Consider the following 17,587-nt stretch of genomic DNA (forward strand, 5'->3'; position numbering starts at 1 on the left):
CCGGTGCGCTCGGTGCTCTCGATCACGGAGCCCCACTGCTGGCACTCGCCGCAGCGGCCGACCCACTTCGCGGTCGTCCACCCGCACTCCGAGCAGCGGTACGGGGCGGTGCGCGTCTTCGAGGAGGCCATGAGGTCCTTTCGGGGCGGAGGAGGGGGACGAGCGCGACGCTACGGGGGACCCCCGACACCGCCGCTCGTTCGAACGTGTCTTCGACAGTACCGTCGACCACCGACGCCGCGAGCGGGGCGCGCCAGGCCGGGGGAGAGGTCTCGTGGAGGCCGTCTGTGGAGGAGCGTGGTCGCGGAGGAGCGGAGGCGGAGGATCGCGCCTCGGAGAACGACTCCGCCCGAGCGCCGCTCCGTCGGCGTCGGACGTCTGCGGGAGACTGGGGACATGCCCTCGACAGTGCACGTCCTCAAGTCCGGCCGCCCGCTCGGAGTCAGCTGGTCCGGCCCCGAGGGCGCCGAGCGGGTCGTCGTCCTGGCGCATCCCGCTCCCGGCTCCTCGGACTTCGACCCCGACCCGGAGGCGACCGCGCGCCACGGCGTGCGCCTTCTCTCGTTCGACCGCCCGGGCTACGGCGCCTCCTCCCTCCTGACCGACCTCGACCCCGCCGGAGCGGGCGTCGGAGCCAGCCCCGAGCAGGCCGCCGCCGACATCGCCGAGTACCTCGCGACCGTCGGCATCGCCTCCGTCAGCGCCGCCGGCTGGTCGGCGGGAGGCCGCGTGGCCCTCGCGCTCGCCGCGAACTACCCCGGCCTCGTGGAGCGAGTCGCCGTGATCGGCACGCCCGCTCCCGACGACGCCGTGCCGTGGGTCGGCGACGAGAACCGCGCCGAGCTCGCCCGCCTGGCCGATCTCCCGCTCGACGAGGCCGTCCGCTCGCTCACCCGCACGCTCGAGGGCGCCTTCGGCCCGACCCCCGCCCCGGACGCCCTGCTCGGGATGCTCGGCTCCGGCGACGCCGACACCGCGGTGCTCGAGACCCCCGGCGTCCGCGAGCGCCTCTCGCGCATGCTCGAGCGCGCCGTCGCCCAGGGCGCCCTCGGCATGGCCGCCGACCTCATCGGCTACGGCGTGCAGGAGTGGGGCTTCGCCGTCGAGTCCGCCGAGCCGCCCGCGCTCCTCCTCTACGGTGCCGAGGACGCGGTCGCCGGCCGCCGCCACGCCGAGTGGTACGCCGCACGGCTGCCGGACTCCCGCCTCGAGGTCGTGCCCGGCCGCGGCCACCTGCTCGCGATCCCGGAGTGGGACCGCGTGCTCGGCTTCCTCCTCCCCGCCTGACGGCGGCCGGTCCGCTCGATTGACGCGACTTCCGGCCGTCGCGTACACTCGACCCCGGTACCGTGTCCGAGCGGCCGAAGGAGCATGTCTCGAAAACATGTGTGGGCTTGCGTCCACCGTGGGTTCAAATCCCACCGGTACCGCCAACGAGAAGGCCCCCCGCTTCCACGGAAGCAGGGGGCCTTCGTCGTTCTCGGCGTCGTGCGGCGGTCGCGACGTGCGGGTCAGCCGGCGTGGAGCAGCCAGGAGCGGCCGGCGCGCAGGGCCCGGTACAGGCGCCTGACCGCGTGGTCGGCCTCGGCCGAGCCGACGTCCGAGAAGGAGCCCGCCCCGCCCCAGAGCCCGAGCGCGTCGGCGGCCGCCGCCCGGACCTCTCGGCGGGTCGTCGCTCCTGCGAACAGCTCGTCGAGCCGGTCCGCGACGCGGGCCCGCGCGCCGTCCTGCTGCGACCGCGCGACGTCGCGCACCTCGGCGACGGCCGCCGTGATCTCGGCGAGCACAGCGGGGATCGTGCGGTCCATTCTCCTGAGCCTAGGAGCGCGAGCGCGAGCGCTGCGAGGCGGCGTGGGTCAGGAGCGTCGCCACGACTCCGACGAGCACGCCCAGCGCGGTCTCGAGCGCCCGGTCGCGCAGCAGCACGAGCTCGTCGACGGGGTGCGCGAGCTCGACCATGAGGATCGCGAGCGGAGTGACGAAGGCGAGGGTCAGACCGTAGTTGCGGCCGACGACGAGCTCGGCGGTCATCTGGAGGAGCACCACCACCACGATCACGGCGAGCGGGGAGAGCGGCAGGGCCAGGAGCGCGGCCGCGATCAGCACTCCGACGATCGTGCCGAGCATCCGGTGGCCCGCGCGCACGAGCCGGGCGCCCGCGTCCGCTCCCGAGACGGCTGCGACGGCGGAGACCACCGCCCAGTAGGGGTGGCCCAGGCCCGTCGCGGTCGGGATGGTGCCTGCCACCAGGACGACGGCCCCGAAGCGGAGCAGGGCGGCGCGCGTCGCCGGACGGGCCGCCGCCGCGCGGAACGAGGTGCGCCACGGCGTCGGGGCGAGGCGGCGTGCGCGGGGGAGCGCGAGACCGCTCAGGCCGACGACGAGCGAGAAGGCGGCGGAGCCCGCGGCGAGAGCGACGGCGAGCGGGATCCGCGAGGGCTCGGACGGGACGGACGCGCACGCCGTGACGGCGAACACCGGGAACAGCGGGCCGGGCGGGTGCCAGTGCAGGGCGTCGCTGAGGTAGGCGGCCGCGACGGTCACGGCGACCACGACGGGGATGATCAGCCAGTCGCGGTGAGGAGAGAGGGAGACGACGGTGCCGAGGGTCACGGTGGTGACGAGGAACGCGGCTGCCGACAGCTGCATCAGCAGGCGCGGCCGGTGCGTGTGCTGGCGACCGTAGAGGGCCGTGAAGGCGCCGAAGGTCGCGTAGAGGGCGAGATCGGTGCGGCCGAGCGCCCAGAGGACGAGCAGCGGGACGGCGATCGAGACGCCGGCGCGCAGGGCGACGCGATGGGCGCCGGCGTGCGGGCCGAAGGCGAGGAGCTCGCGGGGGTGGGGCAGAACGGGGGTGGCGGCCATCGGGTCCTCTGATCGGGGTCCGAGCGGCGGCGGCCGGAGAAGTGTTTCACGGGTGAAGCAGATATACTTTACGTGTGAATGACTCTGAAAGCCAGCCGGGTGACGCGGTCGACGAGATCAGGGCGGGCTGGGCGGCGCTGCGGCCCGAGCTCGACACCTCCGCCGTCGACGTCGTCGGGCGGGTGATCCGCGCCTCCGCGCTGATCGTCCGGGCGACGGAGGAGCTGCTCGCCGCCCGCGGGCTGACCCGCGGCGAGTTCGACGTGCTCTCCACGCTGCGTCGCGCCGGCGCTCCGCAGTCGCCGACGACCCTCCGGACGATCGCCCTCGCCTCCGCTCCCGCGATCACCAAGCGCGTGCACTCGCTGGAGCGGCGGGGCCTGGTGCGGCGCGCCGCGAACCCGGCGGACGGGCGCGGCTCGCTCATCACGCTGACTCGCGAGGGGGAGGAGCTGGTCGACCGGGCCTTCCCCGAGGTGCTCGACGCCGAGCGGGCGCTGCTCTCGGGGGTGCCCGCCGATCTGCGGGCGGAGGCGTCGCGCTCGCTCCGCGCGGTGCTCGCGAGCGTCGAGGCCGCCGCGAGCCGGTGACACGCGCGGGGACCGCGAGGCGGCGGGCGCTCGCTACCGTGGTCCCATGCGCCTGACCTCGAGCTTCACCGTGCCGACGCGGCCGCCGGTGCTGCAGCTGGTCAAGACGGCGGCGGCCACGGTCGTCACCTGGCTCCTCGCCGGCGTCGTCTTCCCGGGGACGCTGCCCGTCTTCGGCGCGATCGCCGCGCTCCTCGTCGTCGCGCCGAGCATCAACCAGTCGTTCTCCAAGGCGCTCGAGCGCTCGGTCGGCGTCATCATCGGCGTGATCGTCGGATCCGTGATCGGCACGGTGCTCGGCGGCGAGAGCATCATCGTTCTCCTCGCGATCGTGGCCGCGATCGCCGTCGGGTGGGCCGTGCGCCTGACCCCCGCCTCCGCGGTGCAGATCCCGATCAGCGCGATGCTCGTGCTCTCGGTGGGCGCGGTCACGCCGAACTACGCGCTCGACCGCATCCTCGAGACCCTGCTGGGCGCGGCGGTGGGAGTCGTCATCAACGTGCTCATCGTCCCTCCGGTCGTGCTGGCGCCGGCCGAGCGGGCGATCGGAGACCTCACCGCTCAGCTCGCCGCCGCCCTCGACGACCTCGGCGACGCTCTCCAGGCCCCCGTCCCGCGACGTCGGCTCGACGAGCTGCTCATCAACGCCCGGCTGCTGCAGACCATGCAGAGCAAGGCGGAGGAGGCGATCGCGACCGGCGAGGAGTCCCTCCGCCTCAACCCGCGCCGCTCCGCCCACCGCGACCGGCTGCTGGCCCTCGACTCCGTCGTCCCGCGGCTGGGGCGCATCGTGACCCGGGTCCGGGGCATGACGCGGACCGTGCACGACCTCTACGACGACGAGCTCGTCGGGGAGCCGACGATCGCCGACATCGCCGTCCAGCTGCACCGGGCCGCCCACGATCTGCGGCTCCTCGTGCAGTCCTCGGTCGACGTTCCCGAGCCGGAGGCGATCACCGACGAGCTGCCCGCTCTCACCGCGCCGCTCGTGATCGCGACTCCGCACCCGCAGCACTGGATCCTGCTGGGGGCGCTCGCCGAGGACCTGCGGCGCATCCGCGAGGAGATCGTCGGCGCGGAGTCCTGACGGGCGGGCGCCGAGTGGCGTCGGCGGGAGGTCTGCTCTCGCGAGCGCTCGGCGTCTCGCGCCGCGCGACATGCGGCTCGTGGTGGCCTGCGGTGGTCAGCCGTCCTGCTCGCCGTCCTCCCTCGATCCGCCGCCCTCGACGAGCTCGCCGTCGCCCGGGTCGGGAGCGACCTGGTGCAGTGCCTCGGGATCGCTCGCCTCGGCGTGGAGGGTCTTGCCCTCGGCGATGAGGGAGTCGTCGTCCACGAGGATCCCGGCCAGCTCGGTGATGCGTCCCCGGAGAGCGCCGATCGGGTCCTCGGTGGGCGCGTCCTCCTCGGAGTGGTCGACCTCCGAGTCGGGGTAGCGACGGAGGGCGGCCTCGTCCCGGTCGGGCTGCGGCGCCCGCGCGTGCTCGACGCAGAGGCGGGCGACCTCCTCCGCGTGCGCGTGCATCACGGAGTGGGAGGCGTCGGGGATCTCCCAGGCCCGCGCATGTGGCATCGACCGGGCGATCTCCTCCGCCCACTCGCGCGGAACGAGCCGGTCGAACTCGCCGCGGATGACGAGGGCGGACGCGCGGATCCGGGGGACGGTCTCCTCGATCCGGTAGTGCATCATCTCGGGCAGCACGCGGGAGAACCAGCGCGGTCCGCAGAGGAGGTAGGCGCCCGCGGCGAGGATCGCGACCTTGAGGGGCTCGCGGACGCTCGACTGGGCGAAGCGGAGCGCGGCGGTCGGGAGGCGGCGCTCGTGCCGGTTCATCACGGGTCCGAGCAGGACGATGGTGGTCAGCTCCGGACGGCGGGCGGCGAGCTCGGCCACCACCTGCGTCCCCATCGAGTGGCCGAGTACGACGGGATCGTCGAGGCCGAGCTCGTCGATGACGGCGCCGACCAGCTCGGCGTAGTCGCCGATGTCCATGCGCCGCGCGTCGATCGGGTGCGGCACGCCGCCGAACCCCGGCAGGTCGAGGGCGTGCACCGGGCCGAACTCGTTGAGCGCGGGCGCGAGGCGCTCGAAGTACGTGGCCGCGACTCCGATCCCCGGCACGAGGACGAACGTGCGCTCGCCGTCGCGCCCCACTGTGCTCACCCGCGCCCAGACATCGCGGTGGTGCACCCGCTGGACCGAGACGTCGGTGCTGCGGGTGCGGCGGTGCGGATCCCGCCCCCGGGAGCGCGTGGTCGCGAAGACGTCGCGGACTCCGCGCCGCAGGGTCGTGGCGAGGGTGGGGAGGAGGTCGCTCGGGCGGAGCACGGGGCCTCCTTCGATCGGGGGAGTCGGTCGCTGCGAGCCTAGGCGCTCGCCGCCGGGCTCAGATCAGCATGTCGTCCGACCTGTGGAGGATCAGACGGGCCGGCCCGGTGTGGAGGACGCCGTTGGTCAGGGGGGCGGTCCGGACGCCGCCGCGCCTCCGCATAGCCCGGAACGCCCCGGGGGCGAGCACGACGTCCATCCAGGCGCAGGGGTTCGCTGGTCGTCCGCCCTGGAACTCGATCCGCTCCCCGCCCTGCTCGATCGCGAACGTGCGGCCGGCGAGCGCATCGACGTCGGCGCCGCGGACGATGATGTTGCGGCGGGTGTCGGCGGGGTCGAAGGGCCCTGCGCCGAGCTCGGCGGCGATGTGCTCGAGGGTCTCGACCGCGAAGAGCGTGATCGCCGCGGGGCGGTGCGCGCGCTGGGCGAAGAAGCGGTCGCCGACGATGCCGAGGCCTGCGCGGATCTCGATCCGCTCGGGCTGCTCGTTGCCCTCGGACGGCACCGGGCCATCGGCGGGGCGGCCCTCGTAGCGGTGCAGCGGAGAGACGACGAAGCCCACGAGCTCGATCGCGGCGGCCTCCATGAGCCCACGGTACGCCGTGAGGGGGAGCAGCGGCGTCCGCCGGTCGGAGGCTCTGCGGCGCGTTCCGAATTGCCAGGGAGGAAGGGGCGCCCGGGCGCCACAGGATCGTCCAGGGAGGGAGCCCTCGCTGCCGCCGCCGCCGATTCGCGGAGGGGGCTCCCGGCATGTATAGTCGTACCTCGTTGCGTGCGCCTCTGGCCCACGCGATGGACTGCGCCCGTAGCTCAACGGATAGAGCATCTGACTACGGATCAGAAGGTTGGGGGTTCGAATCCCTCCGGGCGCACTCTGGTTGAGACAGAGCAGAACGGCCCGCTTCGGCGGGCTGTTCTCGTTTTAACAGTCGCTCGTTCCGGTGGCTGTCGGCGTCGGTCTCCCGGTGAGTGCGGGGCGACGGAACGGCCGGTCCTCCGCCTCGCAGGACGCCTCTTCACGCCGTCGACGACGCCGACTGTCTTCCGCCCGCATCCGCGATCAGTCCGCGCCCGCGCTCGCGGTCAGTCCGCGCAGGCTCCGCGATCACCCGTCGCGAGCACGCCGCTCGGCTCTTCTCGCGCGCCGTTTCCTCCTCCACAGCGCCCATCTCGCGCCGTTCTCCACGGATGCAGCCGTACCGGCCGCGGTGACGTCGAACCGAGCAATACTCTCCTTCCGTGGGGCTGAACGGTCGCCGCCGACGCAGTGCGCTCGGTCGGCAGAGGAGAGGACATCGGATGAGTCGAACGGAACAGTCGGGGCAGGACGAGCGCGGACGACCCCGAGCGCGGACGGCGCGAGCGCTGGTCGGCACGACGGTGGGTTGCGTGCTCGTGAGCGGGCTGCTGGGCGGAGGCCTCGCGCCGCCGCCCGCCCTCGCCGCCGACGGTCCTCACACGACGATCGAGAACACCCTCCTGCAGGGAGGCGCGACGAACGCCGGAGTGACGACCGTCTCGGCCTGGGTCCAGAAGGGCGAGACGCTCCGGGTGGACCTCCACCCGCTCCAGGCGGGCTCGGGCGCCGGCGAGGGCGAGACCGGCGGCGGTACCGCCCGGGTGACGGCTCCGGGCGGAGTCGTCCTCGACGAGCAGGACTTCGCGCCCGGAGCGGCGCCCTCGGTGTCCGCCGGCGGCTCGTTCGTGGCGGACGAGACCGGCGTCTTCCAGATCCGGGTGTCCGACGACGACGTGACGGCGCCGGTGAACCTCGTCTGGAGCATCGGCGTCCAGGACGCGCGGGGCGCGGCGGTCGCGGGCCGGGTGTGGTCCGACTCCTATGCGATCCAGTCCGGGGCGAAGGAGTCCTACTCCTCGCCCGAGGAGCGGCGCTCGTCTTTCACGCTCCACGCCGTCACGGAGACGGGCGCCCGTTACGAGCTGGGGCTGCGCGGCTACGACGGGGTCGCCTCGACGGTCCAGGCCACGAACAAGGGCAACGTGAAGGCCGGGTCGTCCGATCCGTCCTACCTCTCGGTCCCCATGCCGCAGTCGAGCGAGGCGGGCGGCATCGGGGCGCAGTACGTGCAGGCGTCCGGACGCTCCGGGATCGACGGCCTGCAGACCTACAAGCTCTTCCTGGACCCGCCGTCGTCCGACCTGCCGGAGTCGATCGCTCCGGCCTACCGCGCGCCGACGATCGAGGGCCTCGCCTTCCGCCGGTCGACCGCGGGCTCCGACGCGGGCACGCTGACCGGCGTCCTGGGGACGCAGCCGGGCACCGTCGTCGTGGACGTCGATGCGGACGGGGACGGCTCCTACGACGGCGAGCGCGACGTGCACCTCACCCGGATCGCGGGGACGACCGGTCCCTTCTCGGTCGACTGGGACGGACGGGACGCGAAGGGCGGGACGGTCGACGTGACCGACCCCGACGTCACCTTCCGCGCCTCCATCGGCCGCACGAACGAGTTCCACTTCACGCGGGTCGACGCCGAGACGTCCGCCGGCGGCGTGTCCGTCGTGAGGTCGACCGGCGGCGGCGACGACCCGTCGATGGTCCACTGGGACGACTCGCTCCTCGCCGGATCGAACTCGGAGCGGTACTCCGGCACCTCCGCGGTGACGTCCGGCGACGGCGGCACCGACTCGTCCGGCGGGGTGCACCGCTGGGAGGGCGACGACTCCGGGCGGGGCCGCGTCCCCAACGCCAACGACTCGGTGCACGGCTCCTACGGCGACCTGCGGGCGATCGACGACTGGGCCTACGGCTCGGACGGTGCGGTCGCGGTCGCACGCCTCGATCCGCTCGCGCCGCACGTGACCATCGCGAAGACCTCGTCGGTCGACTCCGCCACTCCGCTGCTCCGCGGCGCCCGCGTGCCCTACCGGGTGACGCTGACCTCGGACGGGACCGGGGACTACTCCGACGCCGCCGTCATCGACTACCTCGACAAGGGCGTGCTCGACGACGCCGAGCTCGACGCCGGCTCCCTCCGCGCCTCGCAGGGCACGGCCACGATCGACGCGGAGACGGGCCGCATCTCCTGGGCGGCCGGCAGCCTGCCGGTCGGGGCGACGGCCGAGCTGACCTTCGACGTGATCGTGACCGGCGAGGGGGACCGTGCGCTGACGAACACGGCCTGCCTCGCCGGTGCGCCCTTCGCTCCCGCCTCGTCCGGCACGGGGACCGACGCGAACCCCTGCGCCACCGTCCCGCACGACATCGGCGAGGGGTCGCTCCTGATCCGGAAGACCGCGTCCCAGGCGAGCGCCGAGCACGGCGGCACGGCGGGCTTCGACATCGTCGTGGCGAACACCGGAACGGTCGACGCGACGGACGTGACCGTGACCGACGTCCCGACGCTCGACCACCTGCTCGAGGCGACCATCGAGAACGGCGCCGGAGGAACGCAGCCGGCCACGGAGCCCGTCACGGGTCTCGACATCCCCGCCGGCGGCCAGGTGTCGCTGCACGTCAGCGGCCGGGTCGCCGACGGGTACGACTCCGCGACCCTGCCCAACCGCGTCTCGATCACCCACCAGCCCGAGGGCTTCGACCCGCCGACGGTCGAGAACGCCTGCGCTGACGATGCGACGTCGTCCTGCGCCGAGATCCCGGTGCCGCCCGTCGAGGGAAGGCTCTCCATCGAGAAGACGGCGATCGGGAATCAGGTCGACCACGGCGGGCGTGCCGGGTTCCGGATCGTGGTCGCCAACGAGGGGGCTCGGCCGGCGGACGGGGTGACCCTCACCGACATCCCCGAGCTCGCGCACCTGAGCGACGTCACGATCTCCCGGGACGGCGGCCCGGCGTCGTCCGACCTGACTGTCGAGAACCTGTCTCTGGCACCGGGAGCGTCGACGACGTTCACCGTGACCGGACGGGTCGCCGACGGCGTGGACGCGTGGACCATCCCCAACCGGGCGCGCCTGACCGAGGTCCCGGAGGGCTTCGATCCGACGACCGTCCTGCACCCGTGCGCGGACGACGGCGGAGCCAGCTGCGCCCAGGTGGCGGTGCCTCCGGTCGGACTCGTGCCGACGGTCCTCGCCTCGACGGGAGCGGCGGCCGGGCCCCTCGCGGCCGGAGCCGGCGCTCTGCTCCTGGCCGGCGGCGCCCTGACGGCGCTGCGCCGTCGCTCGACCCGCACCTCGTGAACCGGAGCCCGGGCCGCTGCAGCGCGGCCCGGGCTCCCGGACCCTCTCCTCGAAAGGCACTACTGCATGACCGAGCACGGCCTCCGCTACCGCATCACCGAGCGCTTCCCTCTCCCCGATGGACGCGTCGGCGTCAGCACCTGGTGGTCCGCCGACCCGGAGCAGCTGGAGCAGCAGCTCCGCACGCGCTCCGGACATCCGCATCCCGAGAGGGAGCCGGTCCGGAGACTGCACCTCGCGACCGCGACGATCGTGCTGATCGAGGAGCGGACCGCGGGAGGCTTCCGCCCGCTCGACCCCCACCTCCGAGCCCGCACCGATCCGCGCTGGCGCCGGGCTCTCCTGCGGTCGCGCAGGCCGGCCCGGCTCCGACGGGTCATCGGCCCGCGGGACCTGCCGAGGACGGATCCGCCGGTCGAGGTGTCACGGCACGTCGATCCGACACGTCGAGTGTGAAGGAGGCGGGCGGAGAGCTCGGCACCTGATGCGCGGTGAGGGTCTCCCCGCAAGGACGCCGTCGGGTCAGGCGGCTTCCTCGAGGTCGTCCTCGACTGCGACGGGCGCGTCGACCGGGGCGCACGGGGGAGCCGACTCGGCCGGGGGTGCCGAGGCCGCGATGCGCGAGCGCTCGAGCCCGGCGAGGAGCACGGCGAAGGCCTCCTCGAGCTCGGCGGTGTCGCGGAGCAGGACGCGCTCACCGCTCGTCGGATCGAGGCGGACCGTCCGATAGGCCGGTCGGGGGAGGTCGGAGACCAGGGTGATGATGCCGAGGACGACGCCGCTGCGGCGGGCGCGCGCGGTCCAGCGGTTGGCGTGGGTGCGGAGAAGGATCATGACCGGGGCCGTCCTCGGTGACGTGGTGCAGGAGCGGGGGGAGGGGGTGTCGCTGGCGGTGCGGGGATCCTCTCGAAGCTTGCTGCACGAAGGGCCTCCGCTTCCTGTGCTTGACAGCAGAGCCGAGCAGCGGTCACCGGCGCCGGGCGGCCGCCGCGGCGTGCAGGGCCCGCAGGAACTCGGGGACGACCGGGTTCCCGGTGTCGCGGGCGAGCACACCGATCTCACGGCTCGCGCCCGGATCGTCGATCGGGATCTCGCGGACGTCGTCGTCGACCGAGGACGGGCTCGGCGGCAGGATCGTGAGTCCCAGGCCGGCCGCCGCGAGTCCCCGGGCGGCGCGGTAGTCGCCGACCTCGAACGCCGGCACGGGGTCGCGGCCGTCCACGGCGAGCAGGCGCCGGGCCGACTCGTGGAGGCCGTAGCCGGGCGCCAGCATGATCAGGTCGAGGCCGCGGAGGTCCCCGACCGTGACCGAGCGCCGCGAGGCCAGCGGATGACGGGGGTCCACGACCGCGAGGAGAGGCTCCGAATAGAGGGTCGTCGTGGTGGTGCCGGGGAGATCGGGCGGATCCGCGACGATCGCCAGCTCGGACTCGCCCTCCGCCACGGCCCTCAGGCAGAGGGCTCGGGAGCCGTGACGGAGCCCGAAGCCGACCTGCGGCCAGCGGCGGCGGAACCGGCGGATCACATCCGGCACGAAGCTCTCCCCGAGGAGCGTCTGAAAGGCGAGGTCGATCCGGCCGTGCTCCACGTCGCCCGCCTGCCGCACCTCCGCGAGCCCGGTGCGGATCACCGACATGCCGTCCTGAGCGGCCTCGGCGAGACGCGTCCCCGCCTCCGTCAGCACCACCCCGCGGCCCTCCCGGCGGACCAGGGGAGTGCCGACCAGGGCGGACAGCCGGGCGAGCGACCGGCTCGCGGTCGGCTGCGGGATCCCGAGCTCGGCGGCCGCCGCCGTCACGCTCCCGGTCTGGGCGACCGCGACGAGCAGGGGCAGGAGGCGGAGGGTCGCGGGCCAGTCGTCGGACACGCCACCACCCTAGATCCGGACATGACCAGAACGCATGAACAGCACGAGAAAGGACATTAGTCATGCACCCGGAGGCGGTCTACCGTCGGAATCATGAGCACCGCCGCAGGCACCCGACCGATGCGCGCAGCGGCGCCCTTCTCGCAGCGGCGGCTGACCATCGCCCTCCTCGCCGCCGGAGTCGCGACCTTCGCCGAGCTCTACGCCGTGCAGAGCGTCCTCCCGCAGCTCGCGCGGGAGTGGGCCCTCGCCCCGTCCGACGCCGCGCTCACGGTCTCGGCCGCGACCCTCGGGCTGGCGCTCTCGGTGCTGCCGTGGGCCTCGGTGGCCGAGCGCATCGGACGGCTCGAATCCATGCGGATCGCGGTCCTCACGTCCGCGGTCCTGGCGCTGCTCGCCTGCGTCGCCCCGACCTTCGAGCTCCTGCTCGTCCTGCGCTTCCTGGGTGGAGCGGCATTGGGTGCCGTCCCGGCCCTCGCCGTCGCGGCGATCCACGACCGGGTCGGAGGCGCCGGAGCGACGGCCGCCGCGACGGCGTACGTCTCCGGGACCACGATCGGCGGTGCGGCCGGACGCCTGCTCGCCGGACCGCTCGCGGCGGTGCTCGGATGGCGCGGAGCCCTGCTCGTCGTGACGGCCGTCTGCGCGGCGGCGGCGATCGTCTTCGCCGTGCTCGCGCCCCGGGGCGGCGGCGCGCGCGGGGCGGCTCCCGGCGGCTGGCGAGGGAAGACGGCGCAGGTGCTCCGCGATCCGATGCTCGTCGCGATCGCGCTGCAGACGTTCCTCGCGGTCGGCGTGTTCGTCGCGGTCTACAACTACCTGGCGTTCCGGCTCGAGGCGCCGCCGTTCGCACTCGCGCCCGCGCTCGTCTCCCTCCTCTTCGCCGCCTACCTCGCGGGAACCGTCTCCTCCCGGCTCGCGGGGAGATGGGGACCGCGGATCGGTCCCCGCCTCGTCCTGCGGATCGGCGTCGCCCTGATGATCGTCGGACTGCTGGTGATGCTCGCCGAGAACGTGGCCGTGGTGATCGCCGGACTCCTCGTCTTCACGGCCGGCTTCTTCGCCCTGCACGCGACCGGCGCCGCCTGGACGGGAGCGCGGGCGGCTCCGGCACTCCGCGGGCACGCCGGCGCGGTCTACACGATCGCCTTCTACGCGGGCTCGGCCGCCGGCGGCTGGCTCCTCGGCCTGGCCGTCGGAGCCGGTGGCTGGCCGGCCCTGACGGCGGTGACGATCGGCCTGCTGCTGGTCGGAGCGGGGATCGTCAGCCTCCCGTCCCGCACCACCGCGGCCGGGCGCTGAACCCCCGCCTCCGCCGACCGCACCCCGAGCTCCGCCCGGCACCTCCCCGCAGCGGGCGAGGTGCGACATGATGGCCCGACTGCACGAAGCGGGGGATGGCATGGCGCGGAGCACCGGAGCGGACGGCTCCCCACGCGAGAGCGGCGGAACGGACGAGGGCGGCACCGACCCGCGCTACCACGCGGGCTTCCAGCGCGGCTACGACGGACGCGAGGCCGAGCGGCGCGGCAGCGGAGAGGAGCGCCTCCGCTCCCCGTTCCTGTCGGGCGGGACCTCGGGCATCGGGCGCTCGGCTGGCCGGCGAGGCGGCGGGTCCGCTCCCGAGCACGAGGACGTGCGATCGGTCGGCCGCCCGACGGGCTCCCGAGTCTCCGGCCGACGGACGGCTCCGGAGCGCGCGAGAGCGGCGGTGCGGGCCTTCCCGACACCCGCGGCGCCGACCGCGCCCCGACCCGCGGAGCCGACAGTCCCACTCCCGACCGAGCCGACCGTCCCGCTCCCCACCGAACCCGACTCCGCTCCCGGCGACGCGGCACCCGACTCCGGTGACCGTCGCGACGCGACCGACGCCGACCACCGCCCTGCTGTCTCCACTCGCCGCATCGCCGGAGCCCTGGCGGTCGTCGGCGGCGTGAGCGTCCTCGTCGGACTCCTCGCCCTCTGGAACAGCTCCCACAGCTGGTACGACTACTCGCCGTCCCAGAGCGCCTTCGGGCCCGAGCAGTACCTGCGCGTGCTCAGCGACAACGCGATCGGACCGTTCCTCACTGTCGGCCTGATCGCGCTCGGCCTGGCTGTCGTGGTCCCGCTGCTGAGGGCTCCCCGCCGATGACGCGGGTCCGCCTGCTCTGGGCCGCCGCCATCGCGGTCACCGTCGTCCTCTGGGCCGCAGTGCTCGCGCTCCCGGTCGTGGTCCTCCTGCTGCCGAACCAGTACCAGGGCGACTCGATCACGGTCCCGCCGGAGCTCTACGTGCGGCAGGCGCTCGCGATGGTCGCGCCGCCGCTCCAGACCGCCGCCCTGGTGATGCTGGGAGCGCTGATCGTCGTCGCGGTCGCGCGGCGCCCGCCGGCGAAGGCCAGCACGACGGAGGCGGCGAGCGGCTGGGACGACGCCGTGCTCCTCGACCCGGACGGCCGCGAGCAGCACGGGACGGGCCCCGCAGGCCGCTGAGCAGACGCTGCTGCGTCGGAATCCATCCGCTGCTCCCCGGTCGGAAGCCGCTCCTCCGGACGCACCCGCCCCTCACGCCGGCAGCAGCTGGAACCGCTCCCGCGCCGCCCCGCCGGCGACGAGGTTCGCGAGCAGCTCGCCCAGGACCGGGCCGAACTTGAAGCCGTGCCCCGAGAACCCGGTCGCCAGAGTCACGCGGCCCACGCGGTCGAGCACGAAGTCCTCGCCGGGCGTGCTGTCGTAGAGGCAGCTGATCGGAGCGGCGCTCGCCGCGTCCACGCCCGGGATCCACTCCGCGACGTAGCCGACGAGGCGGGCGAGCGCTCCGGGCTCGGGCTCGAAGGTGCGCTCGTCCGGATCGACGACGACTCCGGTGCCGTGCTCGCCCACCTTCACCCCGACTCCGGGCGTCGCGAGCCCGTAGACGACGGGCAGGCCGGCGCGGTGGTGGGCGAAGCTCGGCCACGAGTCGAGGGGCAGGTCCGTCGCGAAGTGCGCGGGCTGCTCCTGCGTGACGCGCAGCGGAGGGAGGCGTCGGCCGGCCGCGCGGACGAGGCCGTCCACGAGCGGAGGCGTCCAGGATCCGCCGGCCACGACGACCGCGTCGGCGTCGAGAGCGCCGTCGGTGGTCAGCACGCGCACGTCGTCGGCGCGCTCCTCGATGCCCAGCACTCGCGTCCGCGTCCGGAGGACGGCGCCGCGTCCGAGGGCGGAGTCGAGCATCGCGTCGATCGCGGCCGCCGCGTCGAGGCGTCCGCCCTCGGGGTGCAGCAGGACGTCGGTCTCGAAGCGGAGTCCCGGCCAGCGCGGCTGCGCCTCGTCCGCTTCGATCCGCACCACGGGGATCCCGTCGCGCAGGAGGACAGCCTCGACGGCGGCCAGGACGGCGGGGTCGCCGTGGTCGATCGCGCCGACCGGGTGCAGCAGGCGGCGGCCGGTCTCGGCTTCGAGCCGTGCCCAGGCGCGCCCGGCCCGTCCGGTGAGGGCGCGGTAGTCGTCCTCGAGGTAGCCGCGGCGGAAGATGCGCGTCTCGCCGTGGGACGAGCCGCGGTCGTGACCCCGCTCGAACTGCTCGACGAGCACCACGCGATCGCCGCGCTCGGTGAGGGCGCGGGCTGTCGCCGCTCCGACCAGGCCGGCCCCGACGACGACGACCTCACGGGTCACGGAGTCTCCCGGGAGGCGCGGCGCACGCCGAGCAGGACGACCAGGCGGAGGAACCCGACGAGTCCCATGCCGATCAGCGCGGCGATCAGCATCAGCACGGCGACACCGGCCACCCAGGTCGTGTCGCCCGTCACCGACTGCGCTGCGAACTCGGTGCAGAACAGCGCCAGTCCGGCGTAGCTCAGGATGAGGACGGTGATCGTCCCGGGGCGGCGGAGGCGCTGCGCGGGCGTCCGCCAGAGGGCGGGCGGCTCGAGCCAGCGGCGCAGCAGCCGGATCACGAGGGTGCCGACCAGGCCGAGGAAGCCGGCCGCGATCAGGATGATGCCCGCGCCGCCCAGCCCCGACGCCTCGACGCCGGCCAGCTCGAGGGCGATCCCGATCGCGACGCCGACGGCTCCTGCGCCGCCCGCGATCATCGCCGCCCACACTCCGAAGCCGCCGCGGAGGACGCTCTCGCGCTCGGCGCGGCTCGGGTCGGCGTCCCTCGGACGCTGCTGACGCGGACGGATCGGCGCGGGGGGAGCCGACGCCGGCGCTGCTGCCGGAGCGGCCGCGGCCTCGGACACGCCCCAGACCGGAGCGGCGTCCGGTGTCTGCGACTCGATCACGTTCTCGCGCACCGGCACGTAGCGCAGCGGCGCGTCGATCCGCACCTGCGGCCGCCCGCGCACGACGATCGTCGCCCCCAGGTCGGCCCCGCGCTCCAGCGCGACGGGTCCGAGGAGGAGCCCGACCGCCGGATCGATCCGCCACGCGTCCGACCGGGGAGCCGACCCGTACCACTCCGCCGACACGGCTCCGCCGAGATCGACCGAGATCGGCCGCCCGTCGCTGTAGCTCGTCACCGGCACGAGCGACCGGCCGGAGTTGCGCACCCGCGCGCCCACCCGCCACCAGTCGTCCCCGGCGTGCGTCAGCCGCACCTCGACGTCGACCAGCGACGCCGGCACCGCCCGCCGCCGTCCGATGACCACCGCGACGACCGCGAGCCCGGCGATGACCAGCCCGCCGAGCAGGCCGACCACTCCGATGAAGATCTCCATGGGAGCAGTCAAGCAGGCGCGGGTCGACGGCGCGGGCGCGACGAGGTGGCCTCCGCGACGCTCGATCCCGGCCGTCGACGCCGTCGCTCCGCGCGGCCGCCACCCCTGTTCCCGACCCTCCGCCCGACCGTCGAGCCCGGAGCGGGTCACTCCGCATACTGGGGAGGCGCGTCGCGTCGGCCGCATCGCGGGTCTCGTGGCAGGAGGGGTCGATCATGCGCCACTGGTCGGCCGCCCCCGTGCGCCGGGGCCGTCGTCGACGGGCCGGTGCGATCCTCGCTCTGCTGGGGGCCGCGGCGCTCGCCGTCGCAGCCGTCGCGCTGTCGGACACGGCGGGAGGAGGCGGACCGGAGGCGGTGTCCTCCTCGGCCGGTGCTTCTGCGGCGTCGAGCAGTCCCGCTGCCCCCGCGCCGAGCAGCCCCTCGGCGGACGTCGAGCCGTCCGCTCCGGAAACGGAGCCGTCCGCTCCGTCCCTCGCGACGCTGGCCGCTCTCCCCGCGGTCGAGGGCCCCGCCGCCGTCCCTTACGACCGCGACCTCTTCGGACAGGCGTGGTCGGACGTCGACCGCAACGGCTGCGACACCCGCAACGACGTCCTCGGCCGTGACCTGCTCGCCCCCGTGTTCAAGCCCGGCACCCGCGACTGCAAGGTCCTCACCGGCATCCTGATCGACCCCTACGACGGCACCTCGGTCGCCTTTGTCTCCGGGACCGACACCTCCCGCCTCGTGCAGATTGACCACGTCGTCGCCCTGGGCTGGGCGTGGCACCAGGGCGCCTGGTCGTGGACGGACGACCAGCGCCTCGCCTTCGCGAACGATCCCGCGAACCTCGTCGCCGCGTCCGAGCAGACCAACCGCGCGAAGAGCGACGCCGGCCCGGGGGAGTGGCTGCCACCGGCCGCGGAGCTGCGTTGCGGGTACGTGGAGCAGTTCGTGGGGGTGCTGGGCGCGTACGGGCTCGGGATCGACGCTCGAGACCGGGCGGCGTCGGAGGCGGTGCTGCAGTTGCGATCCGGACGACCGTCGTTCGATCACGCGCAAGTCAGTCGCTCGATCCTCGAGGAGGAATTCGAGGCGTTCCACGCCGC

General features: G+C 74.4%; 18 protein-coding genes and 2 tRNA genes. 11 read left to right on the top strand and 9 right to left on the bottom strand.

The genetic code is table 11. From position 1 onward, the window contains the following. Positions 1 to 131, bottom strand: a 131-nt coding sequence (locus tag C5C27_RS18095; RefSeq protein WP_181133533.1) for a hypothetical protein, incomplete at its 3' end; no start/stop codon positions are given. 265 nt (positions 132 to 396) lie between these two features. Between C5C27_RS18095 and C5C27_RS12380 the strand changes: the two genes are divergently transcribed. Both C5C27_RS12380 and C5C27_RS12385 read left to right on the top strand, forming a co-directional pair. Beyond that, positions 397 to 1,287, top strand: a complete 891-nt coding sequence (locus tag C5C27_RS12380; protein WP_146083747.1) for an alpha/beta fold hydrolase — start codon at positions 397 to 399, stop codon at positions 1,285 to 1,287. A 56-nt stretch (positions 1,288 to 1,343) separates the two neighbouring features. Beyond that, positions 1,344 to 1,433: transfer RNA gene (locus tag C5C27_RS12385), tRNA-Ser, on the top strand. Between the two features lie 78 nt (positions 1,434 to 1,511). Here C5C27_RS12385 and C5C27_RS12390 read toward each other — a convergent pair. Beyond that, positions 1,512 to 1,808 carry a hypothetical protein gene (locus C5C27_RS12390; RefSeq protein ID WP_104314535.1) on the bottom strand — a complete coding sequence of 99 codons (297 nt, stop codon included), beginning with the start codon at positions 1,806 to 1,808 and terminating at the stop codon, positions 1,512 to 1,514. 10 nt (positions 1,809 to 1,818) lie between these two features. After that, positions 1,819 to 2,865, bottom strand: coding sequence for an FUSC family protein (locus tag C5C27_RS12395; protein ID WP_104314536.1), 1,047 nt, complete (start codon positions 2,863 to 2,865; stop codon positions 1,819 to 1,821). A gap of 74 nt (positions 2,866 to 2,939) precedes the next feature. Between C5C27_RS12395 and C5C27_RS12400 the strand changes: the two genes are divergently transcribed. Further along, positions 2,940 to 3,455, top strand: a complete 516-nt coding sequence (locus C5C27_RS12400) for a MarR family winged helix-turn-helix transcriptional regulator (RefSeq protein WP_104314537.1) — start codon at positions 2,940 to 2,942, stop codon at positions 3,453 to 3,455. A gap of 46 nt (positions 3,456 to 3,501) precedes the next feature. Then, positions 3,502 to 4,542 carry an aromatic acid exporter family protein gene (locus tag C5C27_RS12405; RefSeq protein ID WP_104225996.1) on the top strand — a complete coding sequence of 347 codons (1,041 nt, stop codon included), beginning with the start codon at positions 3,502 to 3,504 and terminating at the stop codon, positions 4,540 to 4,542. Between the two features lie 96 nt (positions 4,543 to 4,638). Here C5C27_RS12405 and C5C27_RS12410 read toward each other — a convergent pair whose 3' ends face one another. Both C5C27_RS12410 and C5C27_RS12415 read right to left on the bottom strand, forming a co-directional pair. Beyond that, positions 4,639 to 5,781, bottom strand: a complete 1,143-nt coding sequence (locus C5C27_RS12410) for an alpha/beta fold hydrolase (RefSeq protein ID WP_104239287.1) — start codon at positions 5,779 to 5,781, stop codon at positions 4,639 to 4,641. Between the two features lie 58 nt (positions 5,782 to 5,839). Next, complete coding sequence (locus C5C27_RS12415) at positions 5,840 to 6,367, bottom strand: MOSC domain-containing protein (RefSeq protein WP_104225994.1); 528 nt, start codon at positions 6,365 to 6,367, stop codon at positions 5,840 to 5,842. Positions 6,368 to 6,580: 213 nt separating this feature from the next. Between C5C27_RS12415 and C5C27_RS12420 the strand changes: the two genes are divergently transcribed. The 3 genes from C5C27_RS12420 (at position 6,581) to C5C27_RS12430 (ending at position 10,398) form a co-directional block, all read left to right on the top strand. Next, positions 6,581 to 6,653 (top strand) — tRNA-Arg (locus C5C27_RS12420). A 427-nt stretch (positions 6,654 to 7,080) separates the two neighbouring features. Next, positions 7,081 to 9,942 carry a DUF11 domain-containing protein gene (locus C5C27_RS12425; RefSeq protein WP_104314539.1) on the top strand — a complete coding sequence of 954 codons (2,862 nt, stop codon included), beginning with the start codon at positions 7,081 to 7,083 and terminating at the stop codon, positions 9,940 to 9,942. 66 nt (positions 9,943 to 10,008) lie between these two features. Further along, positions 10,009 to 10,398 carry a hypothetical protein gene (locus C5C27_RS12430; protein WP_104314540.1) on the top strand — a complete coding sequence of 130 codons (390 nt, stop codon included), beginning with the start codon at positions 10,009 to 10,011 and terminating at the stop codon, positions 10,396 to 10,398. Between the two features lie 66 nt (positions 10,399 to 10,464). Here C5C27_RS12430 and C5C27_RS12435 read toward each other — a convergent pair whose 3' ends face one another. Beyond that, a complete protein-coding gene (locus C5C27_RS12435; protein WP_104239290.1) occupies positions 10,465 to 10,776 on the bottom strand; it encodes a hypothetical protein in 312 nt (103 codons plus the stop codon). Between the two features lie 133 nt (positions 10,777 to 10,909). Continuing rightward, the gene (locus C5C27_RS12440) at positions 10,910 to 11,809 is read right to left on the bottom strand and encodes a LysR family transcriptional regulator (protein ID WP_104314541.1); all 900 of its coding nucleotides are present in this window, start codon (positions 11,807 to 11,809) and stop codon (positions 10,910 to 10,912) included. A 93-nt stretch (positions 11,810 to 11,902) separates the two neighbouring features. On the opposite strand from C5C27_RS12440, the gene C5C27_RS12445 reads away from it, so the two are divergent. The 3 genes from C5C27_RS12445 to C5C27_RS12455 all read left to right on the top strand — a co-directional run bounded on the left by C5C27_RS12445 (position 11,903) and on the right by C5C27_RS12455 (position 14,284). Further along, a complete protein-coding gene (locus tag C5C27_RS12445; RefSeq protein WP_104314542.1) occupies positions 11,903 to 13,111 on the top strand; it encodes an MFS transporter in 1,209 nt (402 codons plus the stop codon). A gap of 100 nt (positions 13,112 to 13,211) precedes the next feature. Continuing rightward, a complete protein-coding gene (locus C5C27_RS12450; RefSeq protein ID WP_104314543.1) occupies positions 13,212 to 13,943 on the top strand; it encodes a hypothetical protein in 732 nt (243 codons plus the stop codon). Then, a complete protein-coding gene (locus C5C27_RS12455; RefSeq protein ID WP_104314544.1) occupies positions 13,940 to 14,284 on the top strand; it encodes a hypothetical protein in 345 nt (114 codons plus the stop codon). Before C5C27_RS12450 ends, C5C27_RS12455 begins: the two co-directional genes overlap by 4 nt. 72 nt (positions 14,285 to 14,356) lie before the next feature. On the opposite strand, the gene C5C27_RS12460 is transcribed toward C5C27_RS12455, so the two are convergent. Then, a complete protein-coding gene (locus C5C27_RS12460) occupies positions 14,357 to 15,451 on the bottom strand; it encodes an FAD-dependent oxidoreductase (RefSeq protein ID WP_104314545.1) in 1,095 nt (364 codons plus the stop codon). Beyond that, entirely contained in the window at positions 15,448 to 16,497 is a 1,050-nt protein-coding gene (locus tag C5C27_RS12465; protein WP_104297295.1) for a hypothetical protein, read from the bottom strand. Before C5C27_RS12465 ends, C5C27_RS12460 begins: the two co-directional genes overlap by 4 nt. Before the next feature lie 215 nt (positions 16,498 to 16,712). Between C5C27_RS12465 and C5C27_RS12470 the strand changes: the two genes are divergently transcribed. Next, positions 16,713 to 17,587: HNH endonuclease family protein (locus C5C27_RS12470; RefSeq protein ID WP_104314546.1), on the top strand; the 875-nt coding region annotated here is incomplete at its 3' end.

It is taken from the genome of Rathayibacter sp. AY2B7, from assembly GCF_002931635.1.
In the GTDB taxonomy this organism is placed as follows: Bacteria; Actinomycetota; Actinomycetes; order Actinomycetales; family Microbacteriaceae; genus Rathayibacter.

What these genes read in the sequence shown, in the direction of transcription:
- C5C27_RS12380 (WP_146083747.1), top strand. Translation starts at nt 397, where the DNA reads ATGCCCTCGACAGTGCACGTCCTCAAGTCCGGCCGCCCGCTCGGAGTC.
- C5C27_RS12390 (WP_104314535.1), bottom strand. Translation starts at nt 1,808, where the DNA reads ATGGACCGCACGATCCCCGCTGTGCTCGCCGAGATCACGGCGGCCGTC.
- C5C27_RS12395 (WP_104314536.1), bottom strand. Translation starts at nt 2,865, where the DNA reads ATGGCCGCCACCCCCGTTCTGCCCCACCCCCGCGAGCTCCTCGCCTTC.
- C5C27_RS12405 (WP_104225996.1), top strand. Translation starts at nt 3,502, where the DNA reads ATGCGCCTGACCTCGAGCTTCACCGTGCCGACGCGGCCGCCGGTGCTG.
- C5C27_RS12415 (WP_104225994.1), bottom strand. Translation starts at nt 6,367, where the DNA reads ATGGAGGCCGCCGCGATCGAGCTCGTGGGCTTCGTCGTCTCTCCGCTG.
- C5C27_RS12425 (WP_104314539.1), top strand. Translation starts at nt 7,081, where the DNA reads ATGAGTCGAACGGAACAGTCGGGGCAGGACGAGCGCGGACGACCCCGA.
- C5C27_RS12430 (WP_104314540.1), top strand. Translation starts at nt 10,009, where the DNA reads ATGACCGAGCACGGCCTCCGCTACCGCATCACCGAGCGCTTCCCTCTC.
- C5C27_RS12435 (WP_104239290.1), bottom strand. Translation starts at nt 10,776, where the DNA reads ATGATCCTTCTCCGCACCCACGCCAACCGCTGGACCGCGCGCGCCCGC.
- C5C27_RS12445 (WP_104314542.1), top strand. Translation starts at nt 11,903, where the DNA reads ATGAGCACCGCCGCAGGCACCCGACCGATGCGCGCAGCGGCGCCCTTC.
- C5C27_RS12450 (WP_104314543.1), top strand. Translation starts at nt 13,212, where the DNA reads ATGGCGCGGAGCACCGGAGCGGACGGCTCCCCACGCGAGAGCGGCGGA.
- C5C27_RS12455 (WP_104314544.1), top strand. Translation starts at nt 13,940, where the DNA reads ATGACGCGGGTCCGCCTGCTCTGGGCCGCCGCCATCGCGGTCACCGTC.
- C5C27_RS12465 (WP_104297295.1), bottom strand. Translation starts at nt 16,497, where the DNA reads ATGGAGATCTTCATCGGAGTGGTCGGCCTGCTCGGCGGGCTGGTCATC.